The sequence below is a fragment of the Leifsonia aquatica genome (genome assembly GCF_014190775.1).
GTDB classification, from domain to species: Bacteria; Actinomycetota; Actinomycetes; order Actinomycetales; family Microbacteriaceae; genus Leifsonia; species Leifsonia aquatica.
Genome location: NZ_JACHVP010000002.1, coordinates 465,958 through 483,558 on the forward strand (window position 1 = coordinate 465,958; position 17,601 = coordinate 483,558).

Annotated in this window: 19 protein-coding genes; 11 read left to right on the plus strand and 8 right to left on the minus strand. The window is 71.1% G+C overall.

From position 1 onward, the window contains the following. Positions 1 to 5 precede the first annotated feature (5 nt). Positions 6 to 1,310 carry an ABC transporter substrate-binding protein gene (locus tag FHX33_RS12185; protein WP_021760403.1) on the minus strand — a complete coding sequence of 435 codons (1,305 nt, stop codon included), beginning with the start codon at positions 1,308 to 1,310 and terminating at the stop codon, positions 6 to 8. Between the two features lie 135 nt (positions 1,311 to 1,445). Here FHX33_RS12185 and FHX33_RS12190 point away from each other — a divergent pair, with 135 nt between their 5' ends. Continuing rightward, a complete protein-coding gene (locus FHX33_RS12190) occupies positions 1,446 to 2,501 on the plus strand; it encodes a LacI family DNA-binding transcriptional regulator (protein ID WP_021760405.1) in 1,056 nt (351 codons plus the stop codon). Between the two features lie 28 nt (positions 2,502 to 2,529). Here the strand turns inward: FHX33_RS12190 and FHX33_RS12195 are convergent, their stop codons facing one another. Further along, on the minus strand, positions 2,530 to 3,474 hold the full coding sequence (locus FHX33_RS12195; RefSeq protein ID WP_039921493.1) for an endo-beta-N-acetylglucosaminidase H: 945 nt from the start codon (positions 3,472 to 3,474) through the stop codon (positions 2,530 to 2,532). 220 nt (positions 3,475 to 3,694) lie between these two features. On the opposite strand from FHX33_RS12195, the gene FHX33_RS12200 reads away from it, so the two are divergent. From FHX33_RS12200 to FHX33_RS12210, 3 genes are all read left to right on the plus strand, one after another. Beyond that, entirely contained in the window at positions 3,695 to 4,012 is a 318-nt protein-coding gene (locus FHX33_RS12200) for a DUF7882 family protein (protein WP_021760412.1), read from the plus strand. A gap of 20 nt (positions 4,013 to 4,032) precedes the next feature. Next, positions 4,033 to 4,197, plus strand: a complete 165-nt coding sequence (locus tag FHX33_RS12205) for a hypothetical protein (RefSeq protein ID WP_155828981.1) — start codon at positions 4,033 to 4,035, stop codon at positions 4,195 to 4,197. Between the two features lie 236 nt (positions 4,198 to 4,433). Next, positions 4,434 to 6,788: a M1 family metallopeptidase gene (locus FHX33_RS12210; RefSeq protein WP_021760416.1), complete on the plus strand. Its 2,355-nt coding sequence runs from the start codon at positions 4,434 to 4,436 to the stop codon at positions 6,786 to 6,788. Between the two features lie 66 nt (positions 6,789 to 6,854). Here the strand turns inward: FHX33_RS12210 and FHX33_RS12215 are convergent, their stop codons facing one another. After that, entirely contained in the window at positions 6,855 to 7,289 is a 435-nt protein-coding gene (locus FHX33_RS12215) for a tautomerase family protein (protein WP_051336878.1), read from the minus strand. Between the two features lie 95 nt (positions 7,290 to 7,384). Here FHX33_RS12215 and FHX33_RS12220 point away from each other — a divergent pair, with 95 nt between their 5' ends. From FHX33_RS12220 to FHX33_RS12230, 3 genes are all read left to right on the plus strand, one after another. Next, positions 7,385 to 7,963 (plus strand): TetR/AcrR family transcriptional regulator, encoded by a 579-nt coding sequence (locus FHX33_RS12220; RefSeq protein WP_155828935.1) that lies wholly within the window; start codon positions 7,385 to 7,387, stop codon positions 7,961 to 7,963. Between the two features lie 73 nt (positions 7,964 to 8,036). After that, a complete protein-coding gene (locus FHX33_RS12225) occupies positions 8,037 to 8,297 on the plus strand; it encodes a DUF7218 family protein (protein WP_021755016.1) in 261 nt (86 codons plus the stop codon). A 38-nt stretch (positions 8,298 to 8,335) separates the two neighbouring features. Continuing rightward, positions 8,336 to 9,175 (plus strand): hypothetical protein, encoded by an 840-nt coding sequence (locus FHX33_RS12230; protein WP_021755018.1) that lies wholly within the window; start codon positions 8,336 to 8,338, stop codon positions 9,173 to 9,175. 93 nt (positions 9,176 to 9,268) lie between these two features. On the opposite strand, the gene FHX33_RS21595 is transcribed toward FHX33_RS12230, so the two are convergent. From FHX33_RS21595 to FHX33_RS12245, 3 genes are read right to left on the minus strand one after another with little or no spacing between them, the layout of a single operon-like run. After that, complete coding sequence (locus tag FHX33_RS21595; protein WP_246397263.1) at positions 9,269 to 9,997, minus strand: hypothetical protein; 729 nt, start codon at positions 9,995 to 9,997, stop codon at positions 9,269 to 9,271. 33 nt (positions 9,998 to 10,030) lie between these two features. Beyond that, positions 10,031 to 11,572, minus strand: a complete 1,542-nt coding sequence (locus tag FHX33_RS12240) for an FAD-dependent oxidoreductase (protein WP_183428562.1) — start codon at positions 11,570 to 11,572, stop codon at positions 10,031 to 10,033. A 16-nt stretch (positions 11,573 to 11,588) separates the two neighbouring features. Continuing rightward, complete coding sequence (locus tag FHX33_RS12245; protein WP_021763848.1) at positions 11,589 to 11,867, minus strand: hypothetical protein; 279 nt, start codon at positions 11,865 to 11,867, stop codon at positions 11,589 to 11,591. 165 nt (positions 11,868 to 12,032) lie between these two features. On the opposite strand from FHX33_RS12245, the gene FHX33_RS12250 reads away from it, so the two are divergent. Then, positions 12,033 to 12,644, plus strand: coding sequence for a flavodoxin family protein (locus FHX33_RS12250; protein WP_021763849.1), 612 nt, complete (start codon positions 12,033 to 12,035; stop codon positions 12,642 to 12,644). 23 nt (positions 12,645 to 12,667) lie between these two features. Then, a complete protein-coding gene (locus FHX33_RS12255; protein ID WP_183428564.1) occupies positions 12,668 to 13,474 on the plus strand; it encodes a putative protein N(5)-glutamine methyltransferase in 807 nt (268 codons plus the stop codon). On the opposite strand, the gene FHX33_RS12260 is transcribed toward FHX33_RS12255, so the two are convergent. After that, entirely contained in the window at positions 13,446 to 14,438 is a 993-nt protein-coding gene (locus FHX33_RS12260; protein ID WP_021764279.1) for a CPBP family intramembrane glutamic endopeptidase, read from the minus strand. The two genes, FHX33_RS12255 and FHX33_RS12260, sit on opposite strands and share 29 nt — an antisense overlap. Next, positions 14,435 to 15,067 carry a DUF3887 domain-containing protein gene (locus FHX33_RS12265; RefSeq protein ID WP_221209571.1) on the minus strand — a complete coding sequence of 211 codons (633 nt, stop codon included), beginning with the start codon at positions 15,065 to 15,067 and terminating at the stop codon, positions 14,435 to 14,437. Before FHX33_RS12265 ends, FHX33_RS12260 begins: the two co-directional genes overlap by 4 nt. A 74-nt stretch (positions 15,068 to 15,141) precedes the next feature. Here FHX33_RS12265 and FHX33_RS12270 point away from each other — a divergent pair, with 74 nt between their 5' ends. Both FHX33_RS12270 and FHX33_RS12275 read left to right on the plus strand, forming a co-directional pair. Then, complete coding sequence (locus FHX33_RS12270) at positions 15,142 to 15,984, plus strand: TspO/MBR family protein (protein ID WP_183428565.1); 843 nt, start codon at positions 15,142 to 15,144, stop codon at positions 15,982 to 15,984. 159 nt (positions 15,985 to 16,143) lie between these two features. Further along, complete coding sequence (locus FHX33_RS12275; protein ID WP_021764472.1) at positions 16,144 to 17,541, plus strand: APC family permease; 1,398 nt, start codon at positions 16,144 to 16,146, stop codon at positions 17,539 to 17,541. Positions 17,542 to 17,601: the final 60 nt, after the last annotated feature.

Consider the following 17,601-nt stretch of genomic DNA (forward strand, 5'->3'; position numbering starts at 1 on the left):
GGCGGTCAGCCGTTCGCCAGCAGGCTGTTCATCTTGGCCTGAGCGGTCTGCAGCGCTTCCTTCGCACTCACGTCGCCCTTCATCGCGAGGGCGATCTGCTGGTCGAGGACCGTGGTCATGGCCGAGTTGGCCTGCACGGGGGTGAGGTTCTCGGCGGTCTTCAGCGCCTCGTTGGCGAGTACGCGAGCCTGACCGTTCGTGGTCCCGTCGTCCTTCGAGAAGAACGGGTCGGACTGCGACGACACGGTCGACGGGAAGATGTTCACCAGGCGGGCGAACGCCTCCTGGTTCTTCGCGTTCGTCAGGAACTCGGCGAATGCCTTCGCCGTGGCGGGGTGCTTCGACTTCGCCGAGACGCTGACGCCCTGCACGTAGAGCGGCGGGGTGTCGAGCGCCGCGGAGACGGCGACGTTGCCCTTCAGGGACGGGTTGTTCTTCTCGAAGTCGGCCAGGCTGGTCGCGCCGCCCGTCGTCCAGGCGACCTTGCCCTGGGTGAAGAGCGTGGAGTTGCCGAGGTAGTCGCTGTTCAGCACCGACGGCGGCAGGAAGCCGTCCCGGTAGGCGGCGGCGTAGCGATCGAGCAGGTCGACCGCCTTCTGGGAGTCGGCGAAGACGAACTTCGTGCCGTCGCCGTTGAGCACGTCGACACCGGCGAGGGTGAAGTCGCCGAGGCCCGGCTTGCGGCTCATGAGGTAGTCGTCGGGGCACGCCGCGTGCGTCGTCGCCGCCTGCTCGAACAGCTCGTCGGTGGTGGCCGGCGGTGCGGCCGGGTCGAGTCCGCACGCCGTGAACATGGTCGTGTTCCAGTAGTTGACGTCGGTGTTGAGGTACCAGGGGTAGCCGTACACCCCGTCGAGCCCCTTGTACTCGTAGGCGTCGAGGGCGCCGGCGACATACGTCTTCGCGAGGTCGCCGGATCCCGAGGCGACATCGGCGAGGAAGCCGCGCTTGGCGAGCGGGAGGGCGATGTCCGGCGGGAGGTTGACCACGTCGGGCAGCGAGCCCGCGGCCGCCTGGCTGAGGACCTTCTCCGCATAGCCGTCTCCCGGCTGGTCGACGAGCGTGACCGTGGCGCCGGGGTGCGCCTTCTCGAAGTCGCTCGTGACGCCCTTGAGGTAGTCGGTGAACTTGGGTGTGAGCGCCCAGGTCTGGAGTGTGATGGTGCCGGTGACCGATCCGTCGGAGGCTGCGTCGCCGTCTCCGGCCGAGCAGGAGGTGAGGAGGGCGGCGGTCGCGGCCGCCGCGCCGAGCAGGCCTACTGCGCGGACCAGCGCCGAGCGGCGGAAGGGGGAGTGGGTGCGGTTGCTCATCGTTTCGGACTCCTTCGTTCGCGGATGACTAGAACGCTTTAGTGGCGGAATCATCGATGGTTCCGCCGCACTCTCGTCTAACATTTATGACGCACTAAAGCGGTATAGTCAAGCCTCGCCCGGCATGATGGGTGCGTGGCACCCGACACAGAGGAGAACGACCTGACTCCGCCCAAACGCGCGACGATCGCGGACATCGCGGCGCGAGCCGGCGTCTCGCCGGGCGCGGTCTCGTTCGCGCTCAACAACCGGCCGGGCGTCTCCGAGGAGACGCGCGCCCGCATCGTCCAGATCGCGCAAGAGCTGCACTGGCGCCCCCATTCGGCGGCCCGCGCGCTGGGCGGGGCTCGCGCGGGCACGATCGGCTTCGTCCTGAACCGGCCCGCCCGCACGCTGGGGACGGAAACGTTCTTCGGCGACCTGATCTCGGGCATCCAGCTCGGCCTGAGCGGTTCGCACACCGGCGTCAACCTCCTCGTCGCCCGGGACCTCGCCGAGGAGCTGGACACCTACCAGGAATGGTGGAACGGGCACCAGGTGGACGGCGTGATCGTCGTCGATCCGCGCGAGCAGGACGCCCGTGTCGATCTGCTCGCCGAGCTCGGGATGCCCGCGGTCGTGGTCGGGTCGCGACCGTCGGCCGAAGGCGCGCCTCCCACGGTCTGGATCGACGATTCCGAGGCCGCGATGACGGTGTTCGGATATCTGCACGCGCTCGGTCACACCCGCATCGCCCACGTCGCCGGCGTGGAGGCGTTCGAGCACACCCGGATGCGCACGGCGGCGCTGCAGACCTTCGCGGAGTCGGCGGGTCTGGCGTTCGCGCAGTCCTCCGCGACCGACTATTCGGCCGAGCAAGGAGCGTCCGTGACGCGGACGCTCCTATCTCGCTCCGAGCCGCCGACGGCCATCGTCTACGACAACGACGTGCTCGCCGTCGCCGGGCTCGGCGTCGCCGCCGAGATGGGCGTCGGAGTGCCGGACCGGCTCTCGATCGTCTCGTTCGACGACTCCGTCATGGCGCGCCTCGTGCGGCCGTCCCTCACCGCGCTCCGGCGGGACACGGTGGAGCTGGGCGAGCGCGCCTCCCGGCTGCTCCTCGACCAGATCGAGAGCGGGCGCACGCTGGAGTCGCGACCCGGGCCGTCCCTGACGCTCGAGGTGCGGGACTCCACCGCGCCGCCGGCGTGACGGCGCGGCGGGGCCGCGGCAGCCCGCTTCAGGGCCGGTAGAACGCCGGCTGCCCGTACAGCGCGGTGGTGAGCGCGCTCACGTAGGAGCTGCGGTCGCCGTTCGGCAGGTTGTAGGTCATGAACACGCCGTATCCGTCGGCGAGCGTGCGCTTCGCGAGGCCGGTCGCAGTACTCACCGGTGTCGACTGGATGTCGACGGCCGCGGCCGACAGCTGCGACTTCGACAGGCCCGGGATGGCCGGGGCGCTGTAGCTGCCGTAGTAGGCGTTCCACGCGTACGTCAGCGTGGCCGCCACGGCGGGCGTCGCCGACCGGAGCGCTGTCGACGCCGGGCCGATGTCGTAGAAGGAGAGGACGGCGTCCGGCAAGCGGGTGCGGAGCGAGGTGAGCAGCCACCCGACCGACTGCTGGTTCGGCCGGGCCGTCCCGTTGACCCCGTAGTCGGAGTACTCGTCGTCGAGGTCGACGCCGTCGAGCCCGTACCGGGTCACTGTGTCGGCGACCTGTGCGGCGAAGGCGTCCGCCTGGGTCGGAGTGGTGAAGTTGCTGATCCCGGCGCCCTGGTGGTTGCCGAGCACCGAGAGGAGGACCTTGATGCCTCTCGCCTGCAGGGGCCGGATCTGCGTGGCGGCGTTGTTGAGCGTCCACTGCACGCGTTCGTTCAGATGGAGTTGCGCCTGGACGCCGTCGTGGTTGATGTTCGCGGCGAAGATGATCGCGACGTCGAAGGCGTTTCCGCCGTCGGCGAGGCGGTATGAGCCGACGTTCGCGAGGTCCGCATCGTTCACCTCGACGTAGGCGATGCTGGTGGGTCCGCCCCCGCTCGCGGCGTGCGCGGAGGGGGTGGATGCCGTGGCCGCGCTCGCGGGCCACGCCACCGCAGCGGCGAGGCCTGCTGCCGCGATGGCCAGGAAGGTGCGTCGCGATCGGCGGCGGTGCGGGGATCGGTTCGTCCGTGGATGGTCGGTCATGTCAGGCGCTCCTCGTCGAGTCGTCGTCGGCGGCCCCGATCGGCGACCGCGGCCCCAGGCTGCGAGACTAAAGCGCATTAGTCAAGACATGCTCGACTTTGTATGCCGGTATTCGCATGCGACCGACGACGACCGGCGAGCGACCACGCTTTCCGCATCCTGTCAATCCCCCTGACAACGACGGACGACTGTGGTCCCGGTAGGGCACACTAAGACCATCATGGGAAAACTCGTCTACGGTGCAGGTCAGGAATACGACCTGGATGACCGCGTGCTGAGCCACGTCAAGCTCGCGGTGGTCGCAAAACTCCGGAGGCACGAGAGCTTCCTCCTGAACTGGGATGTGCCTGTCGAGCAGGGCTCCGGCCGCATCTCCCTCTGGATCAGCCGCGAGGTCCCGCTGGCGTTCCAGTTCAGCGGCAGCCGCCCGCCTGCCATCAATTCGCAGTGGCTGGAGGCGCTCATGCACACCTCCCAGCGCACCGGCGGCATGGTCGTCATGTCCGAGGACCAGCTCGAAGCGCACCTGCCCGACTGACCGGCGCGCGACCGATGAGTATGCGTCCCTGGATTCTCTGGGTGATCGGCGCCTGCGGCCTCGTCTTCATCGGCGGCATCTTCGGCCAGCTCGTGGTGCCGTCGTCCGTCCTCATCTGGGTGGGGCTGCCCTTCGGCCTGATCGGTGCGCTCCTCGCGCGGGTGTACGTGATGTCCCGGCGCTGAGCGGACCAGGTGCAGCGGCCCGGCGGTCGCGCCGACTCCTTCGTGAGAAAAGACTCACGTTCGAAACAAACGTCCGTTATGGTGTGATTCACCGAATGTTCACGCGCACATGCAACACCCGTGCGTGAAAGCGAGATTGCTCGCAATGAAACTCCGCCACAAGCGCTCTGTACCTCTGCCATACCTGCGCGCTCGCCGAACGTGCAGTCGGACGAAGCATCCCTGGAGGATCACCGTTGGAACCCCGGAACACCTCACCTCGCCGACGGCTGGCGCGCCCGCTCGCCGCCGTCCTCGCCGCCGCTCTGATCGGCGCGAGCCAGATCGCGCTCAGCACCCCGGCCGTCGCCGCTGACGGCACGCCCGGCGCGACGACGATCGGAGACTCGCTCTTCCGCGGCATCGGCAACGGCGGCTACGACGTCAAGCACTACGACGTCGCGCTCGCGTTCAACGCCGACAAGACGATCACCGCCACGACGGTGATCACCGCCACGGCCACCCAGGCGCTCTCCTCGTTCTCGCTCGACTTCGAGGGGCTGACCGTCTCGTCGGTGCTCGTCAACGGGACCCCTGCGACGTTCAGCAGGACGAGCGATCCGAGCATCACGTCGTACAAGCTCGTCGTCACGCCGGCGGCGACGATCACGGGAGACTTCACCGTCGCTGTCGCCTATGCGGGCACGCCGGTCACCCACGTGGATCCTGACGGATCGAGCGAAGGATGGGTTTCCACCTCCGACGGCGCGACCGCGCTCGGCCAGCCGGTCGGCAACATGACCTGGTTGCCCAGCAACAACACCCCCGCCGATAAGTCGACCTACGACATCACGATCGACGCCCCCACGACGATCGACGGCGTCTCCGCCGCTGCCGTCAGCAACGGTGAGCTGGTCGCCAGAACGCCCAACGGCGACGGCACCCGAACGTCGTGGCACTGGCGGCAGACCCGTCCCATGGCCACCGAGCTGGCGATGATCACCATCGGCAAGTATCTGGTCTACGAGTCGGACATCCCGCTCACGGTGAGCGGGCGGACCATCCACGAGTGGACCTTCGTCGACCCGGCGGTCACCACGGCGAACCAGGCGACGATCCAGACGCGGCGTGCCGCGCTCCCCGAGATCCTCAACTACCTCGAGTCGAAGTACGGCGCCTACCCGGGCGGCAGCACCGGCTTCGTGGTCGACATCACCACCCTCGGCTACGCCCTGGAAACTCAGGACCGCCCCTACTTCGAGCGATCGGTCTCGTTGAACACCTTCGTCCACGAGCTCGCGCACCAGTGGTTCGGCGACTCGGTGACGCCCGCCGACTGGAACAGCATCTGGCTGAACGAGGGTCCCGCCACCTTCATCCCCACCCAGTACAACCAGGACCACGGCAGCACCGCCACGACGGCCTCGTCGCTGTTCAACACCTGGAACACCACGGCGTCGACGAGCGCGCGCTGGACGATCCCTTCCGCGGCGATGACCGACCCGGCCGATCTCTTCGACTGGCAGGTCTACACCCGCGGCGCGATGACGCTGGAGGCGCTGCGCCAGTCCGTCGGACAGACGACGTTCGACGCCATCATGAAGACCTGGGTCCAGCGCTACGCCGGTCAGAGCAAGACGACCGAGGACTTCATCGCCCTCGCCGAAGAGCTCTCGGGTCGCGATCTGGGCGCCTTCTTCCAGGACTGGCTGTACGACGCCGACAAGCCCGCCTGGCCGTCGACGTGGACGCTCGGCCTCGCCTCCGACCCGGTGGACGGTGAGGTCGCACCCGAGCAGGAGATCAGCTACACGCTGACCGCGACCAACACCGGCCAGATCGCGCTGATCGGTGCGACCGCGACGGTCGACCTCGCCGACGTGCTCGACGACGCGACGATCGACACGTCGTCCCTCCCGGCCGGGCTTTCGCTGAGCGGCACGACGCTCACCTGGAGCGTCCCCGACACCGCCACCGGCGGAACGGCGACGGTCACCTTCACCGCCGTGGTCGCGAAGACCTCCTCGGGCGGCACCCTCGCGGCGACGGCCGCGGCCGGTGCGCTCGGCGCGACGTGCGCGACGTGCGCCTCCACTCTCACCACGCCGGTCATCCCGGGTCCGGACCCGATCACCGAGGCCGACCTGACCGACGCGACCCGCGGCCCGGTGCGCCTGCCGGCGACCGCCGTCCCGGGCGGCGTGGTGCACGTGACCCTCCTGGGCGGAGTCAACGAGGGCGAGACGGTCACCCCGGTGCTCTTCTCGACCCCGCGCCCGCTCGCCGCGGCCGTCGTCGACGGCGGAGCCTTCAGCGTCACGATCCCGGCGGACGCGGCGCTGGGCGCGCACAAGCTGGCGATCGTCGACGCGCAGGGTGTCCTGATCGGTTGGGGTGCACTGACGCTCGTCTCCGCACCGGGCGCGACGGACCCGGAGACGGGGCCGGCAGGCACGGGCGCCGACGCGCTCGCCAGCACGGGGTCGTCGGTGACGCTGCCGTTCGGCATCGCCTCCGGTGTGCTCCTGGCAGGCCTCGCCGCGCTCCTGCTCGCCGCATGGCGCCGCCGCACGGCGACCCGAGCCGCGACCGAGGGCTCGTCGCAGGAGTAGCCTTCGCTCGCGTACAGAGGGCCGCCCGGTCGAACGACCGGGCGGCCCTTCGTCTCCGTATGCGGGTCAGCTGCCCGCGGCCGCCGCAGCCGCCGCCTTCGCGAGCGCGGTGAACTCCTCCACGCCGAACGCGGTGCCCTGGATGCCCCAGCCGCCCTCGACCGCCTCGGTGAGGATGACCCAGGTGCGCACGTCGCTGCCGGCGGCCGCGCGGACGATGTCGGTCGCCTCCCGGGTGATGGTGCGCTGTCCCTCGCGGTTCAGGGAGCCGGGCGGGGTCACGATCTGCACGCGCACGATCGGGGCCGAGGGGGTCGCCGCGGTGCCGAGGGCGGTCGTCGGGAGGCGGTGGATGAATGCCGCCGTGTTGTCCAGGTGGAACGCGCCAGGCTGGGCGACGCCCTCCGCGCGGAGGACGGCGTGGGTGAGCTCGTCGACGAGTCGCTCGTCCGCGTCGGCGGGGAAGAGAGTGGTGGGGGCGTAGACATCGATCATGGGCATGGTGGCTGCTCCTGTCAAAACTATGATGATGTGCATAGACGGTAGATTATGACGGTCGTCATAGTCAAGGCCTCCCGTCGGAATGGAGCACGCCCGTGACCGCAGACGTCCGTTCGCGCATGGTCGACGGCGCCATCCGGCTGCTCGCGACCCGCGGCCTCGCCGGGACCTCGTTCTCGGAGGTGCTGGAGCTGACGGGAGCTCCGCGCGGCTCGATCTACCACCACTTCCCCGGCGGCAAGGACGAGCTCATCGCCGCCGCGGTCGACCGCTCGGCCGAGAACGCGGTCACCCTGCTCGACCAGCGTGCGGGGGAGCCGGCCGACCGGGTCGCCGAGCTGTTCCTCGACGCGTGGCGGCTGCTCCTGACGCGCTCCGGATTCGAGGCGGGTTGCGCGCTGGTCGCGGTGACGGTGGACGCCGACACCGAGGTGCTCCGCGAGCGTGCCGCCGTGGCATTCACGGTGTGGCGCGGCCATCTCGCCGAGCTCCTGACGCGTGGCGGCATGCCGCCCGCGACGGCGCAGCGCACGGCCACCCTGCTGCTCGCGGCGGCGGAGGGCGGGGTGATCCTCAGCCGAGCGACACACGACCTCGAGCCGTTCGACACCGTCGCCGCGGCGCTTCTCGACCAGGTGCGGGCCGGCCTGACTCCCAGAACACCGACCCCCTGACGCGCGCGACGCTGCGGGGTACCGTGCGCCACAGATCCACTCACGGAGACCGGATGCACGGAGGGAGCGCATCATGCCGGGACAGCCCCAGCTGAAGGACGAGAAGCTGTACGAGAAGCTGCGCGACGAGGGCGACTCGAAGGAGAAGGCGGCGCGGATCTCGAACGCCGCCGCCGCTCGCGGGCGCTCGTCGGTCGGCCGCAAGGGCGGCGAATCGGGTTCGTACGACGACTGGACCGTGCCGGAGCTCAAGAAGCGGGCGAAGGAGCTCGGCCTCAGCGGCTACTCGAAGAAGAACAAAGCGGCGCTGATCGAGGAGCTCCGCAACCACTGAGCCGCGGGCCGTGGGCGCGCAGCGCGTATGCTCGCGGCATGGATCTGCGGGAGGTCGCCGGCGAGCTCTACGCCGCTGCGCCCGCCGAGTTCGTCGAGCGTCGCAGCGCTGCCGCCGCGGGGGCCGACCGCGACCTGGCGAAGGAGATCCGCGCCTTCCGCAAACCGACCGCCTCCGCGGCGGCGATCAACGCGCTGGTGCGCGAGCATCCCGACACCGTCGAGGACGTGCTCGAGATCGGCGACCGGATGCGGGCCGCCTTCGCCGACCGCGACCGGGCGGCGATCCGCGAGCTGACCCGCGACCGTCAGCGGCTGCTCCAGAAGGCGACCCGCGGTCTCGGCCTGAGTGCAGCGGTCGAGCGCGAGGTCGAGGAGACGCTGCAGGCAGCGGTGGTCGATCCGGCGGCCGCCGCCGCAGTACGCAGCGGGATGCTGCTGCGGGCGCTCGAATCCACCGGCGTCGACCAGGTGGACGTCTCCGACGCCGTCGCGCTGCCGGTGGACGTGGACGCGCCGCCGCCCGAGCGACCCGCACGAACTCGGAAAGCCGCGGACGAGACGCCCGACGTGCCCGAGCGCGAGAGCGCGAGCGAGCGCCGCGAACGGCAGCGACGCCTCCGCACCGCCGAGAAGGCGGTGGAGCGGGCGCGCGCCGAGACGGACGGCCTCGACGACGAACTCGACACCGAGGTCGACCGTCGCAGCGACCTGGAGGCCGAACGCGACACCCTCCAGCGCCGGCTCGAACGCACGACCGAGGAGCTCGCGGAGTCGCGCGCGACGGAACGCGACCTGCGCAAACGCATCTCGGCGGCGCACTCCGCCCTCCGCGCCGCCGAACGCGATCTGCGCGCGGCGCAGGATGAGGACGCCTGACGCAGCAGCCCCTGAACCGCGAAGGCCGGCAACCACGAGGGCGAAACCACGAAGGGCCGCGGCGGATGCCACGGCCCTTCGATGGGGAACGGATCAGGCGCGGGGCGCCTTGGCCGCCTTGACGGCGGCGAAGTAGTCGCTCGAGGGGCGCAGCCAGAGCAGCACCACACCGACGATCGACAGGACGACCTGGAGGGCGCCGACGCCGAAGCTCGTCAGGATGTTCAGCAACGAGAGCGCCGTGAGGATCGTCAGGACGATCCGGGCCCAGCCGGCGCCGCGACGGGCGAAGAACGCGAACAGCACGAAGACGACCGCCCAGAAGATCAGGGTGACGATGGTCCAGATCGTGACGGCCGCGATGGTGGCGTCGATGACCTGGTTCGCGTCCAGGCCGCGCAGGTCGGTGCCGTTGCGCTGGAGGGTGTCGAGCGCCTCCTGACGCGTGCTGCCGATCGACACGATGGTGATGATGCCGCTGATGACGCTGACGACCGCCGAGGCGATGAACAGCCAGAACGCCGTGTTGACGGTGCTCGGCGGCGCACTCGGGGCGACGGCCGGAGCACCCGGTGTCGCGCCGTACGCCGGGAAGGCGGGCGGCGCCGGCGGCAGGTCGGCGGCGGGGGCAGCAGGCGCGGCCGGAGCGGCCGGCGGCGCGGGGGGCTCGACCGGGGCCGCGGGCGGCTCGGGCGATGCGGCCGGTGCGGCGTCCGGAACCGGCGGAGCCGGGGGGACGGGCGGGACCGGCGGTGCGGCGTCCGACCCGGCGGGGGCGCCGGCCGGCTCGTGCGGCGTGTTCTCGTCGTTCGGAATTGTCATGCCGCGACCCTACTGCGGGATGGACAGGTCTGACTAGCCTTCCACGCGGGTCGGCGGATCCTCGCCCTCGTCCGCGTGGGCCAGCGGAGACGGCACCGGGGCGAGCGGCTCGGTGGCCGGCCCCTCGAGCACGGAGCCGTCGGGGGCGAAGCGGGAGCCGTGCAGCGGGCAGTCCCAGGAGAGCTCGGCGTCGTTCCAGCGCACGACTCCGCCGAGGTGCGGGCAGACCGCAGCGACGGCGCAGGTGACCCCGTCGACGGTCGAGATCCCGGCGGGCGCCATGCCGTGCCGGACGACTCTTCCATTCCCCTCCGGAGGCGCGGGGACGTCGACGAGCTCGGGGGCGGTGGCGGCGCCCGTCCAGCCTGCGGCGGCCGACGCGCCGACGGACGCGTTCATCGCGACGCCCTCGGCGAGGTCGCCCGGGCGCGTCACCCGGTGGTGGAGCACGCGCGCCCACTCGAGCGTCTCGCCGGTGAGGTCGGCCGCCAGGCTGAGCGCGGCCGCGACGGCGTTCGTCATGCCCCACTTGGCGTAGCCGGTGGCGAGGAAGACGCGGCCGCGCCCGCGAGGCAGCCAGCCGACGAACGGCACGTGGTTCGCGGAGCGGTAGTCCTGCGCCGCCCACCACTGCGTGCGCTCGGCGCCAGGGAACCGCTCCTCGGCCCACGCCGTGAGCTCCGCGAGCCGCTGCGCGGGGGAGTCCGCGCGGCCGACCGGATGACCGTTGCCGCCGACCAGCAACACGTCGCCCTGGGCGTCGGCCGCCTGGCGCAAGGAACGCGCCGGCGTCTCGGCCGAGAGGTACATCGCCTGCGGGATGTCGCCGGGCACCCGGAAGGCGGCGACGTACGAACGTTCGGCGGCGGTCTTCGCGAAGTAGAGGCCACGGTCCAGGATGGGCGTGCCCGTCGCGAGCACCACCTGGTCCGCCTGCGTGCGGCCCGAGGTGCTGGTGATGACGGCCGGCGCGGAAGCGGAGATGGCCGTGACGCGCTCGCCCTCGACGACGCGACCGCCGAGGCGGCGGAGCTCGGCCGCGAGCGCGGCGAGCACGAGCATCGGGTGCACCTGCGCCTGCCCGCCGAGCGTCAGTGCGCCCGCGACCGCGAACGGCAGCTCGGGCGCGCTCGGCGTCCGGCCGGCGGGCAGCCCGGCCGCTTGCAGTGCCGCGAGTTCGGCCTCCAACTGGTCGACGCCGTCGGCGCTGGTCGCGTACGTCACGGCGTCGCGCATCTCATACGGGACGCCCTGCGCGTCGAGGAAGTCGAGCAGCCACCCCTGACCGGCGGTGTTCCCGTCGACGTAGGCGCAGAGCACACGGTCGGAGGTGCGGCGGCGGATGCCCGCGAGGGTCGTGCCCTGCAGCAGGCTCACCTTTCCGGTGGTGTTCCCGGTCGTGACGGCGCCGACGGTGCGCGCCTCGAGCACCGCGACGCGGCCTCCCGCTCGCGCCAGCATCACGGCGGTCGCGAGCCCCGTGAGCCCGGCCCCCACCACGACCGTGTCGTAGCGGCCGTCCCACTCGAACGGATCGGTGGGGATGGCCGGGGACGTCTCGAGCCAGAGGGACATCGTCAGACCCGGGGCATCAGGAGAGGGAGTCGAAGTCGAACCAGAAGGCGTCGTCCTCGTCCTCGCCGGAGGCGTGATCGGCGGCGGTCTCGCGCGGGATGGTCGCCGTCTCGATGCGCACGCGCGTCTGACACGTCACGAACAACTCGGTCGGCGGGCGGCTCGACTGGGTGATGGCGACGAAGTCACCGTCGCTCCGGCTCGCCTGCACGACCCGCTCTTTGAGCTCGTCGACCGGCGCGCGGTCAACGAACGTGAAGCGGAGGTCGTCGATGTAGACGTGGAACACCTGCATGCCTCTCCCGCTCGCTTTCCGTCTCTCGTCGGATGGGGTCCCGGCCGATAGTACGCGGCGTGGGATGTTTCGCCAGTGCAGTTCTGCATCATCACCGATCGTCCATCCCGGGTGGGGCTGTCAAGCGGGTTGCGCGCGGGTCGTCCAGAGGGTTGCGTGCAGGGTATGACCGATCGCACACGACCCCTGTCCGCCCTGGCCCTCGTCTGCACGCTCAAGCCGTCCCCGGCGGAGTCGAGCAGTCAGCTCCTCGCCACCCAGCTCCTCGACGAGCTCACCACGCACGGCGTCACCGGCACGGCCGTGCGCCTGGCCGACTACGACATCAAGCCCGGCGTCTCGCTCGACGAGGGCGACGGCGACCAGTGGCCGCAGATCCGGGAGCAGGTCATCGCCTCCGACATCCTGGTGATCGTGACCCCGACGTGGATGGGGCACCTCTCGTCGATCGCCCAGCGCGTGCTGGAGCGCCTGGACGCCGAGCTGTCGGAGACCGACGCCGACGGGCGTCCGCTCGTGGAGGGCAAGGTCGCGATCGTCGGCGTCGTGGGCAACGAGGACGGCGCGCACGCCATCATCGCCGATCTCTTCCAGGGGCTGAACGACGTGGGCTTCACCATCCCGTCGCAGGGAGCGACCTATTGGAACGGGGAGGCGATGCAGACCGTGGACTACAAGGACCTCGACGAGACGCCTGAGAGCACGGCCAGCACGAACGCGAGCGTGGCGAAGAACGCTGCGCACGTCGCCCGGCTGCTGGCGTCGACGCCGTACTGAGCCGCCGCAGCTAGCATGACGGGGTGATCGCCCCCTCCACCCCGCCCGATCCCGACCCTGCGCTCGTCGCGCGCCTCCGGGCCGCGGGCTGCGTCTTCGCGGAGGACGAGGCGGCGCTGCTGACGGAGGCCGCCGCCGGCTCGCAGGTGGAGCTGGAACGGCTGGCCGCCCGCCGTGTCGCCGGCGAGCCGCTCGAGCCGCTGCTCGGCTGGGCCGAGTTCGCCGGGATGCGGCTGCGGGTCGAGCCGGGCGTCTTCGTCCCCCGCCACCGGACCGAGTTGCTCGCCGAGCGGGCGGCGCAGGAGGCGGCGGCCCGGCCGGGCGCGACGGTGCTCGACCTGTGCTGCGGGGTCGGCGCCATCGGAGCGGTGGTCCTGCAGCGCGTACCGGGCGTCCGCCTGTTCGCGGCGGACATCGAGCCGGCTGCGGTGCGATGCGCCCGCGCCAACCTGGGGCCGGACGGCCGCGTGTTCGAGGGGGACCTCTTCTCGGCGCTGCCCGGCGCCCTGCGTGGCACGTTCGACGTGATCGCGGTCAACGCGCCCTATGTGCCGACCCGCGAGATCCCCCGCATGCCTCCGGAGGCGCGCGACCACGAGCCCGCTGTCGCGCTCGACGGCGGTGGTGACGGTCTGGACGTCCACCGCCGGATCGCCGCGGAGGCGGCGGATTGGCTGACGCCCGGCGGTGTGCTGCTCATCGAGGCGAGCGACGAGCAGGCGCCCGTGAGCGCGGCGCTCTTCGAGGCGGCCGGGCTCGCCGCCGCCGTCGAGCAGGACGACGAGCGCGGCTCCACCCTCGTCATCGCGCGGGCAGCGGCGTCTTCCTGACCAGAGTGGGCTGACGGCGGAACTGGCCGCAGAGCACCAGCACGACCGCGATGACCGTGCACACGACCCAGCCCGTCCAGCCGAGCGGGAGGAGCGCGAACGGCGAGGCGGGCGAGCCCACGGCCAGCAGCAGCGCACCGATGCCCGCCGACGCGTTGAAGGCGCCGTGCGCGAAGACCGCGGGCCAGACCGAGCCGGAGCGCAAGCGCAGCCAGCCGATGAGTACGCCGTACGCCATGCATCCCACGGTCATGAGCAGCACGCCGAGCAGGTTGGGCTCGGCGAAGTTGTAGCCGAGCAGGATGAGCGGGCTGTGCCAGAGGCCCCACAGCGCGCCGGTCACGAGCAGTGCCGGCCACGTGCCGAGCGGGCGGAGGCTCGGGAGCAGCCACCCGCGCCAGCCGAGCTCCTCGCCGACCGTCGCGAACCCGTTGAACAGCGCGGCGAACGGGATCGTGAGCAGTTGCACGGCCACCAGTACGCCGACCGGGACGGGCAACTGCTGCTCCATGCCCGACGCCGCGAGCTGCGTGTGCAGCAGTTCGGCGAATCCCGAGAATCCCGTCAGATCGAGCTGCACCGCGCCGACCGCCGCCGCCAGGAACACCGCCGCGACCGAAATCGCGATGGAGCCGAAGATGCCCGCGAGCGACAGGCCGATGAGCCGCCACGCCGGACGCAGCGGCCACATCCCGAGGTACTCCGGCACGGAGCGCGGCCGGGGCCGCTGCACCAGGAAGACCGCGACCAGCGCGCCGATCGTGGGCGTGAACATCATCGCGATCAGGATGAGCGGGGCGAACGGATTGCGCAGACCGCCGTCGAGCCAGAGCGGCAGAGCCACCAGCCAGGCCAGCCCGAAGGCGACCACGATGTACGCGGCGACGGCAGGCCACGGCACGCGGGCCGGCCGGTCGGGGCGCACGGTCTCGTCCACGGGCTCCACCGCGGCGGCGGCGGTCATGCGGTGCCTCCCGAGGCGTCCTGAAGCTGGGCCGGGTCGAGGACGAACAGACCGCCCACCCGGCGGTCGGGATGCAGCGAGACGCGCCCGATCAGGTCGCCCGCCTCGAAGCGCAGCGGCACATCCACGACCGTCAGGTCGCCGAGTCGGCGCGACGTCGGCTCGCCGGTGCCCTCGAACGCGCCGACCGCGCTCGCGACCTGCGCCCACACGGCGCCCAATCCGGCGGAGTCCAGGGCGTCCGCCATCCGTTCGTCGAAGCGCGCCGTGACCGCGTCGTAGCGGGCGGCCGCCAGCTCACCGAAGATCTCCGTCGCCAGCTCGGCGGCGCCGGTCAGAGGTGTCGTGTCCATGGGTTCTCCTGTCCGCGGATCCACGGGATGCCCGAAGCGCTGGAAGGCCGCCTGCCGGCTGGTGCCGAGCGTGCGGCCGATGTCCTGCCAGGTCGCACCGGCGTCGCGCGCGGCGTCGACCAGCGCGGCCAGGGTGGCGTCGGCGCGCTCGCGCACGGTCACCGCGCGGGCGACCAGGTCGAGCGCGTGCGCGCGGTCGGCGGTGCCGTCCGCGTGCACGGTCATGCTCCGCACCGCGTCGGCGAGGGCGTCGACCGCATCCCGTTCTGCTGTCATCGTGTCAAGGTTACCTTGACACGTCTCAGCGCGCACCCTTTTCCGCACCGGGCCACCGGTCTACCGTGACGCGCATGAGCACTCTGACCGGGGATCCCGCCCGAACGGCGATCCGTCCCGTCGCAGCCGACCGCGTCCGGCAGATCGTCGTCATCGCCTCGGCCGTCGCCGCCCTCGCGGGCGCTGTCGTCGGCTCGGGACTGGTCGGCGGCACGCCTATCCCCGAGGTCGCCGGCGGTGCGCTGAGCGCCGACGCGACCCTGCTCGCCCCCGCCGGCCCGGCGTTCGCCATCTGGTCGGTCATCTACGCGGGGCTCGTGCTTTACGCGATCTGGCAGGCGCTCCCGTCGCAGGCCGGCCGCGAACGGCAGCGCCGCGTCGGCTACTGGATGGTCGCCTCCCTGCTCTTGAACGCCGCGTGGATCCTGTCGGTGCAGGCCGGGCTCCTCGCGCTGAGCGTCGCTGTGATCGCGGCCCTCCTGGTCGTGCTGATCGTGACGTTCGCCCGCTTGCGGGTCTACCCGGGCGGCACGATGGCGGACGCCATCCTCTTCGACGGCACCACCGGCCTCTATCTCGGCTGGGTCATGGTCGCGACGGTCGCGAACATCGCGGCCGGTCTGACGCAGGCCGGCTTCGACGGCTTCGGCTGGAGCCCGCACGCGTGGGGACTGGTCGTCGTCGCGGTCGTCGCGGTGGTGTGCTGCGCGCTCGCCGTCTGGGATCGCGGGCGATTCGCGCCGGCGGTCGCCTCGGCGTGGGGCCTGGCGTGGATCGGCGTCTCGCGGCTGAACGGCGCGCTGCCGTCGGCCCCCGTCGCCGTCGCGGCCTTCGCGGCCGCGGCGTTGGTCGTGCTGGTCGCGGTCGCGGTCCGGGTGGCGGGGCGTTCGCATCCCTCCGGGCGCCCCCGAGGCTGAGAATTCTCACAGGCGGAATCCGCCGCGAAATCGCCGAATCGCTGCGTTTTCGGTCGTAGACGGCGGATTTCGCAATGCGATCAGTCGAATCACGATTCGACGTCCGCCGCCGGCCGTGCGTACGATGACTCGTCTCGTCGACTGAGCGAAGGAGCTCGCGTGCCCGCCATCACCTCACCCACCTCGCTGCGCCGGTCCCTCGGGCTCTGGGCGATCGTCGGGCTCGGGCTGGGGTATATGACGCCGATGACCGTGTTCGACACGTTCGGCATCGTCACCGGCGAGACGAACGGCGTCGTGCCGTCGGCCTACCTGTTCGCCCTCGTCGCGATGGTGTTCACCGCCCTCAGCTACGGCCGCATGACGCGCGTCTACCCGTCGGCGGGGTCGGCGTACACCTACGCCTCCGAGACCATCCACCCCAACGTCGGCTTCCTGGTCGGCTGGTCGTCCCTCCTGGACTACCTCCTGCTGCCGCTGGTCAACGCGCTCATCGTGCGGCTGTACCTGGAGTCGTTCTTCCCGCAGGTCCCCGGATGGATCTGGGTGGTCGGCTACGTCGCCGCCATCACGGCCATGAACCTCTTCAGCATGTCGTCGACCTCGAAGCTCAACGGCGTGCTCGTCGCGTTCCAGATCGTGCTGATCGGCGTGTTCGTCGCTCTCACCTGGGCGGCACTGAACTCCGGGTCGGGAAACGGGACGGCCTTCAGCCTCACCCCGCTCTTCCATTCGGGCGTGCAGCTGACCGCCGTGATCGGCGGGGCGACGGTCGTGTGCTTCTCCTTCATCGGGTTCGACGCGATCACGATGTACACGGAGGAGGCGAAGGATGCGCGCACCGTGCCGCGCGCGATCGTGCTCGCGCTGCTGATCGGGGGCACGATCTTCTTCGTCGCCGCATGGTTCGCGCAGTCGCGGTTCCCCACCATGGCCGGCTTCCACTTCACCGACGACACCCTGCCCGAGATCGCGCTCAAGACGGGCGGCATGCTCTTCCAGATCCTCTTCATCTCGGCGGCGGTCGCGGCGGCGGTGGCGTCGAGCCTCGCCTCGCACGCCAGCGTCTCGCGGATGATCTTCGTCATGGCGCGCAACGGCAGCGGTCGCCTCTCCCGCTTCCTCTCGTACGTGCACCCGCGTTTCCGCACCCCGTCGACGGCCGTGATCCTCGTCGGCGTGGTCTCGCTGCTCGCCGCCGCCTTCACGCTCGAGTTCGTCTCCTCGATGATCAATTTCGGCGCGCTCGTCGCCTTCACGGTGGTGAACGCGACGGTCATCATCCACTTCGCGTTTCGCCGCAAGGAGCGGCATGGTGCGTCGCAGATCGTGCGCAACATCGTCCTCCCGGGCATCGGGATGGTGCTCACCGGCGTGCTCTGGGCCAACCTCCACCTCGACGCGCTCGAGTACGGGGTCGTCTGGCTGGCCATCGGCATCATCACCCTCCTGGTGCTGACCCGGGCCTTCCGCAAGCCGCTGCGCGTGAAGCTGGACGAGGACGGGGATGCCGCGATCATCACGCGCGAGGGCGCACCGGCGGACAGCGCGCGCTGACCGTTGCCGTTGCCGTCGCCGCTGCCGGCGAAAGGCGGCGTAACGCTGCCGCCGCGCTGC

What these genes read in the sequence shown, in the direction of transcription:
- FHX33_RS12225 (WP_021755016.1), top strand. Translation starts at nt 8,037, where the DNA reads ATGCCGGGACAGCCCCAGCTGAAGGACGAGAAGCTGTACGAGAAGCTG.
- FHX33_RS12205 (WP_155828981.1), top strand. Translation starts at nt 4,033, where the DNA reads ATGCGTCCCTGGATTCTCTGGGTGATCGGCGCCTGCGGCCTCGTCTTC.
- FHX33_RS12215 (WP_051336878.1), bottom strand. Translation starts at nt 7,289, where the DNA reads ATGCCCATGATCGATGTCTACGCCCCCACCACTCTCTTCCCCGCCGAC.
- FHX33_RS12270 (WP_183428565.1), top strand. Translation starts at nt 15,142, where the DNA reads ATGAGCACTCTGACCGGGGATCCCGCCCGAACGGCGATCCGTCCCGTC.
- FHX33_RS12185 (WP_021760403.1), bottom strand. Translation starts at nt 1,310, where the DNA reads ATGAGCAACCGCACCCACTCCCCCTTCCGCCGCTCGGCGCTGGTCCGC.
- FHX33_RS12265 (WP_221209571.1), bottom strand. Translation starts at nt 15,067, where the DNA reads ATGACAGCAGAACGGGATGCGGTCGACGCCCTCGCCGACGCGGTGCGG.
- FHX33_RS12230 (WP_021755018.1), top strand. Translation starts at nt 8,336, where the DNA reads ATGGATCTGCGGGAGGTCGCCGGCGAGCTCTACGCCGCTGCGCCCGCC.
- FHX33_RS12240 (WP_183428562.1), bottom strand. Translation starts at nt 11,572, where the DNA reads ATGTCCCTCTGGCTCGAGACGTCCCCGGCCATCCCCACCGATCCGTTC.
- FHX33_RS12195 (WP_039921493.1), bottom strand. Translation starts at nt 3,474, where the DNA reads ATGACCGACCATCCACGGACGAACCGATCCCCGCACCGCCGCCGATCG.
- FHX33_RS12245 (WP_021763848.1), bottom strand. Translation starts at nt 11,867, where the DNA reads ATGCAGGTGTTCCACGTCTACATCGACGACCTCCGCTTCACGTTCGTT.
- FHX33_RS21595 (WP_246397263.1), bottom strand. Translation starts at nt 9,997, where the DNA reads ATGACAATTCCGAACGACGAGAACACGCCGCACGAGCCGGCCGGCGCC.
- FHX33_RS12200 (WP_021760412.1), top strand. Translation starts at nt 3,695, where the DNA reads ATGGGAAAACTCGTCTACGGTGCAGGTCAGGAATACGACCTGGATGAC.
- FHX33_RS12260 (WP_021764279.1), bottom strand. Translation starts at nt 14,438, where the DNA reads ATGACCGCCGCCGCCGCGGTGGAGCCCGTGGACGAGACCGTGCGCCCC.
- FHX33_RS12250 (WP_021763849.1), top strand. Translation starts at nt 12,033, where the DNA reads ATGACCGATCGCACACGACCCCTGTCCGCCCTGGCCCTCGTCTGCACG.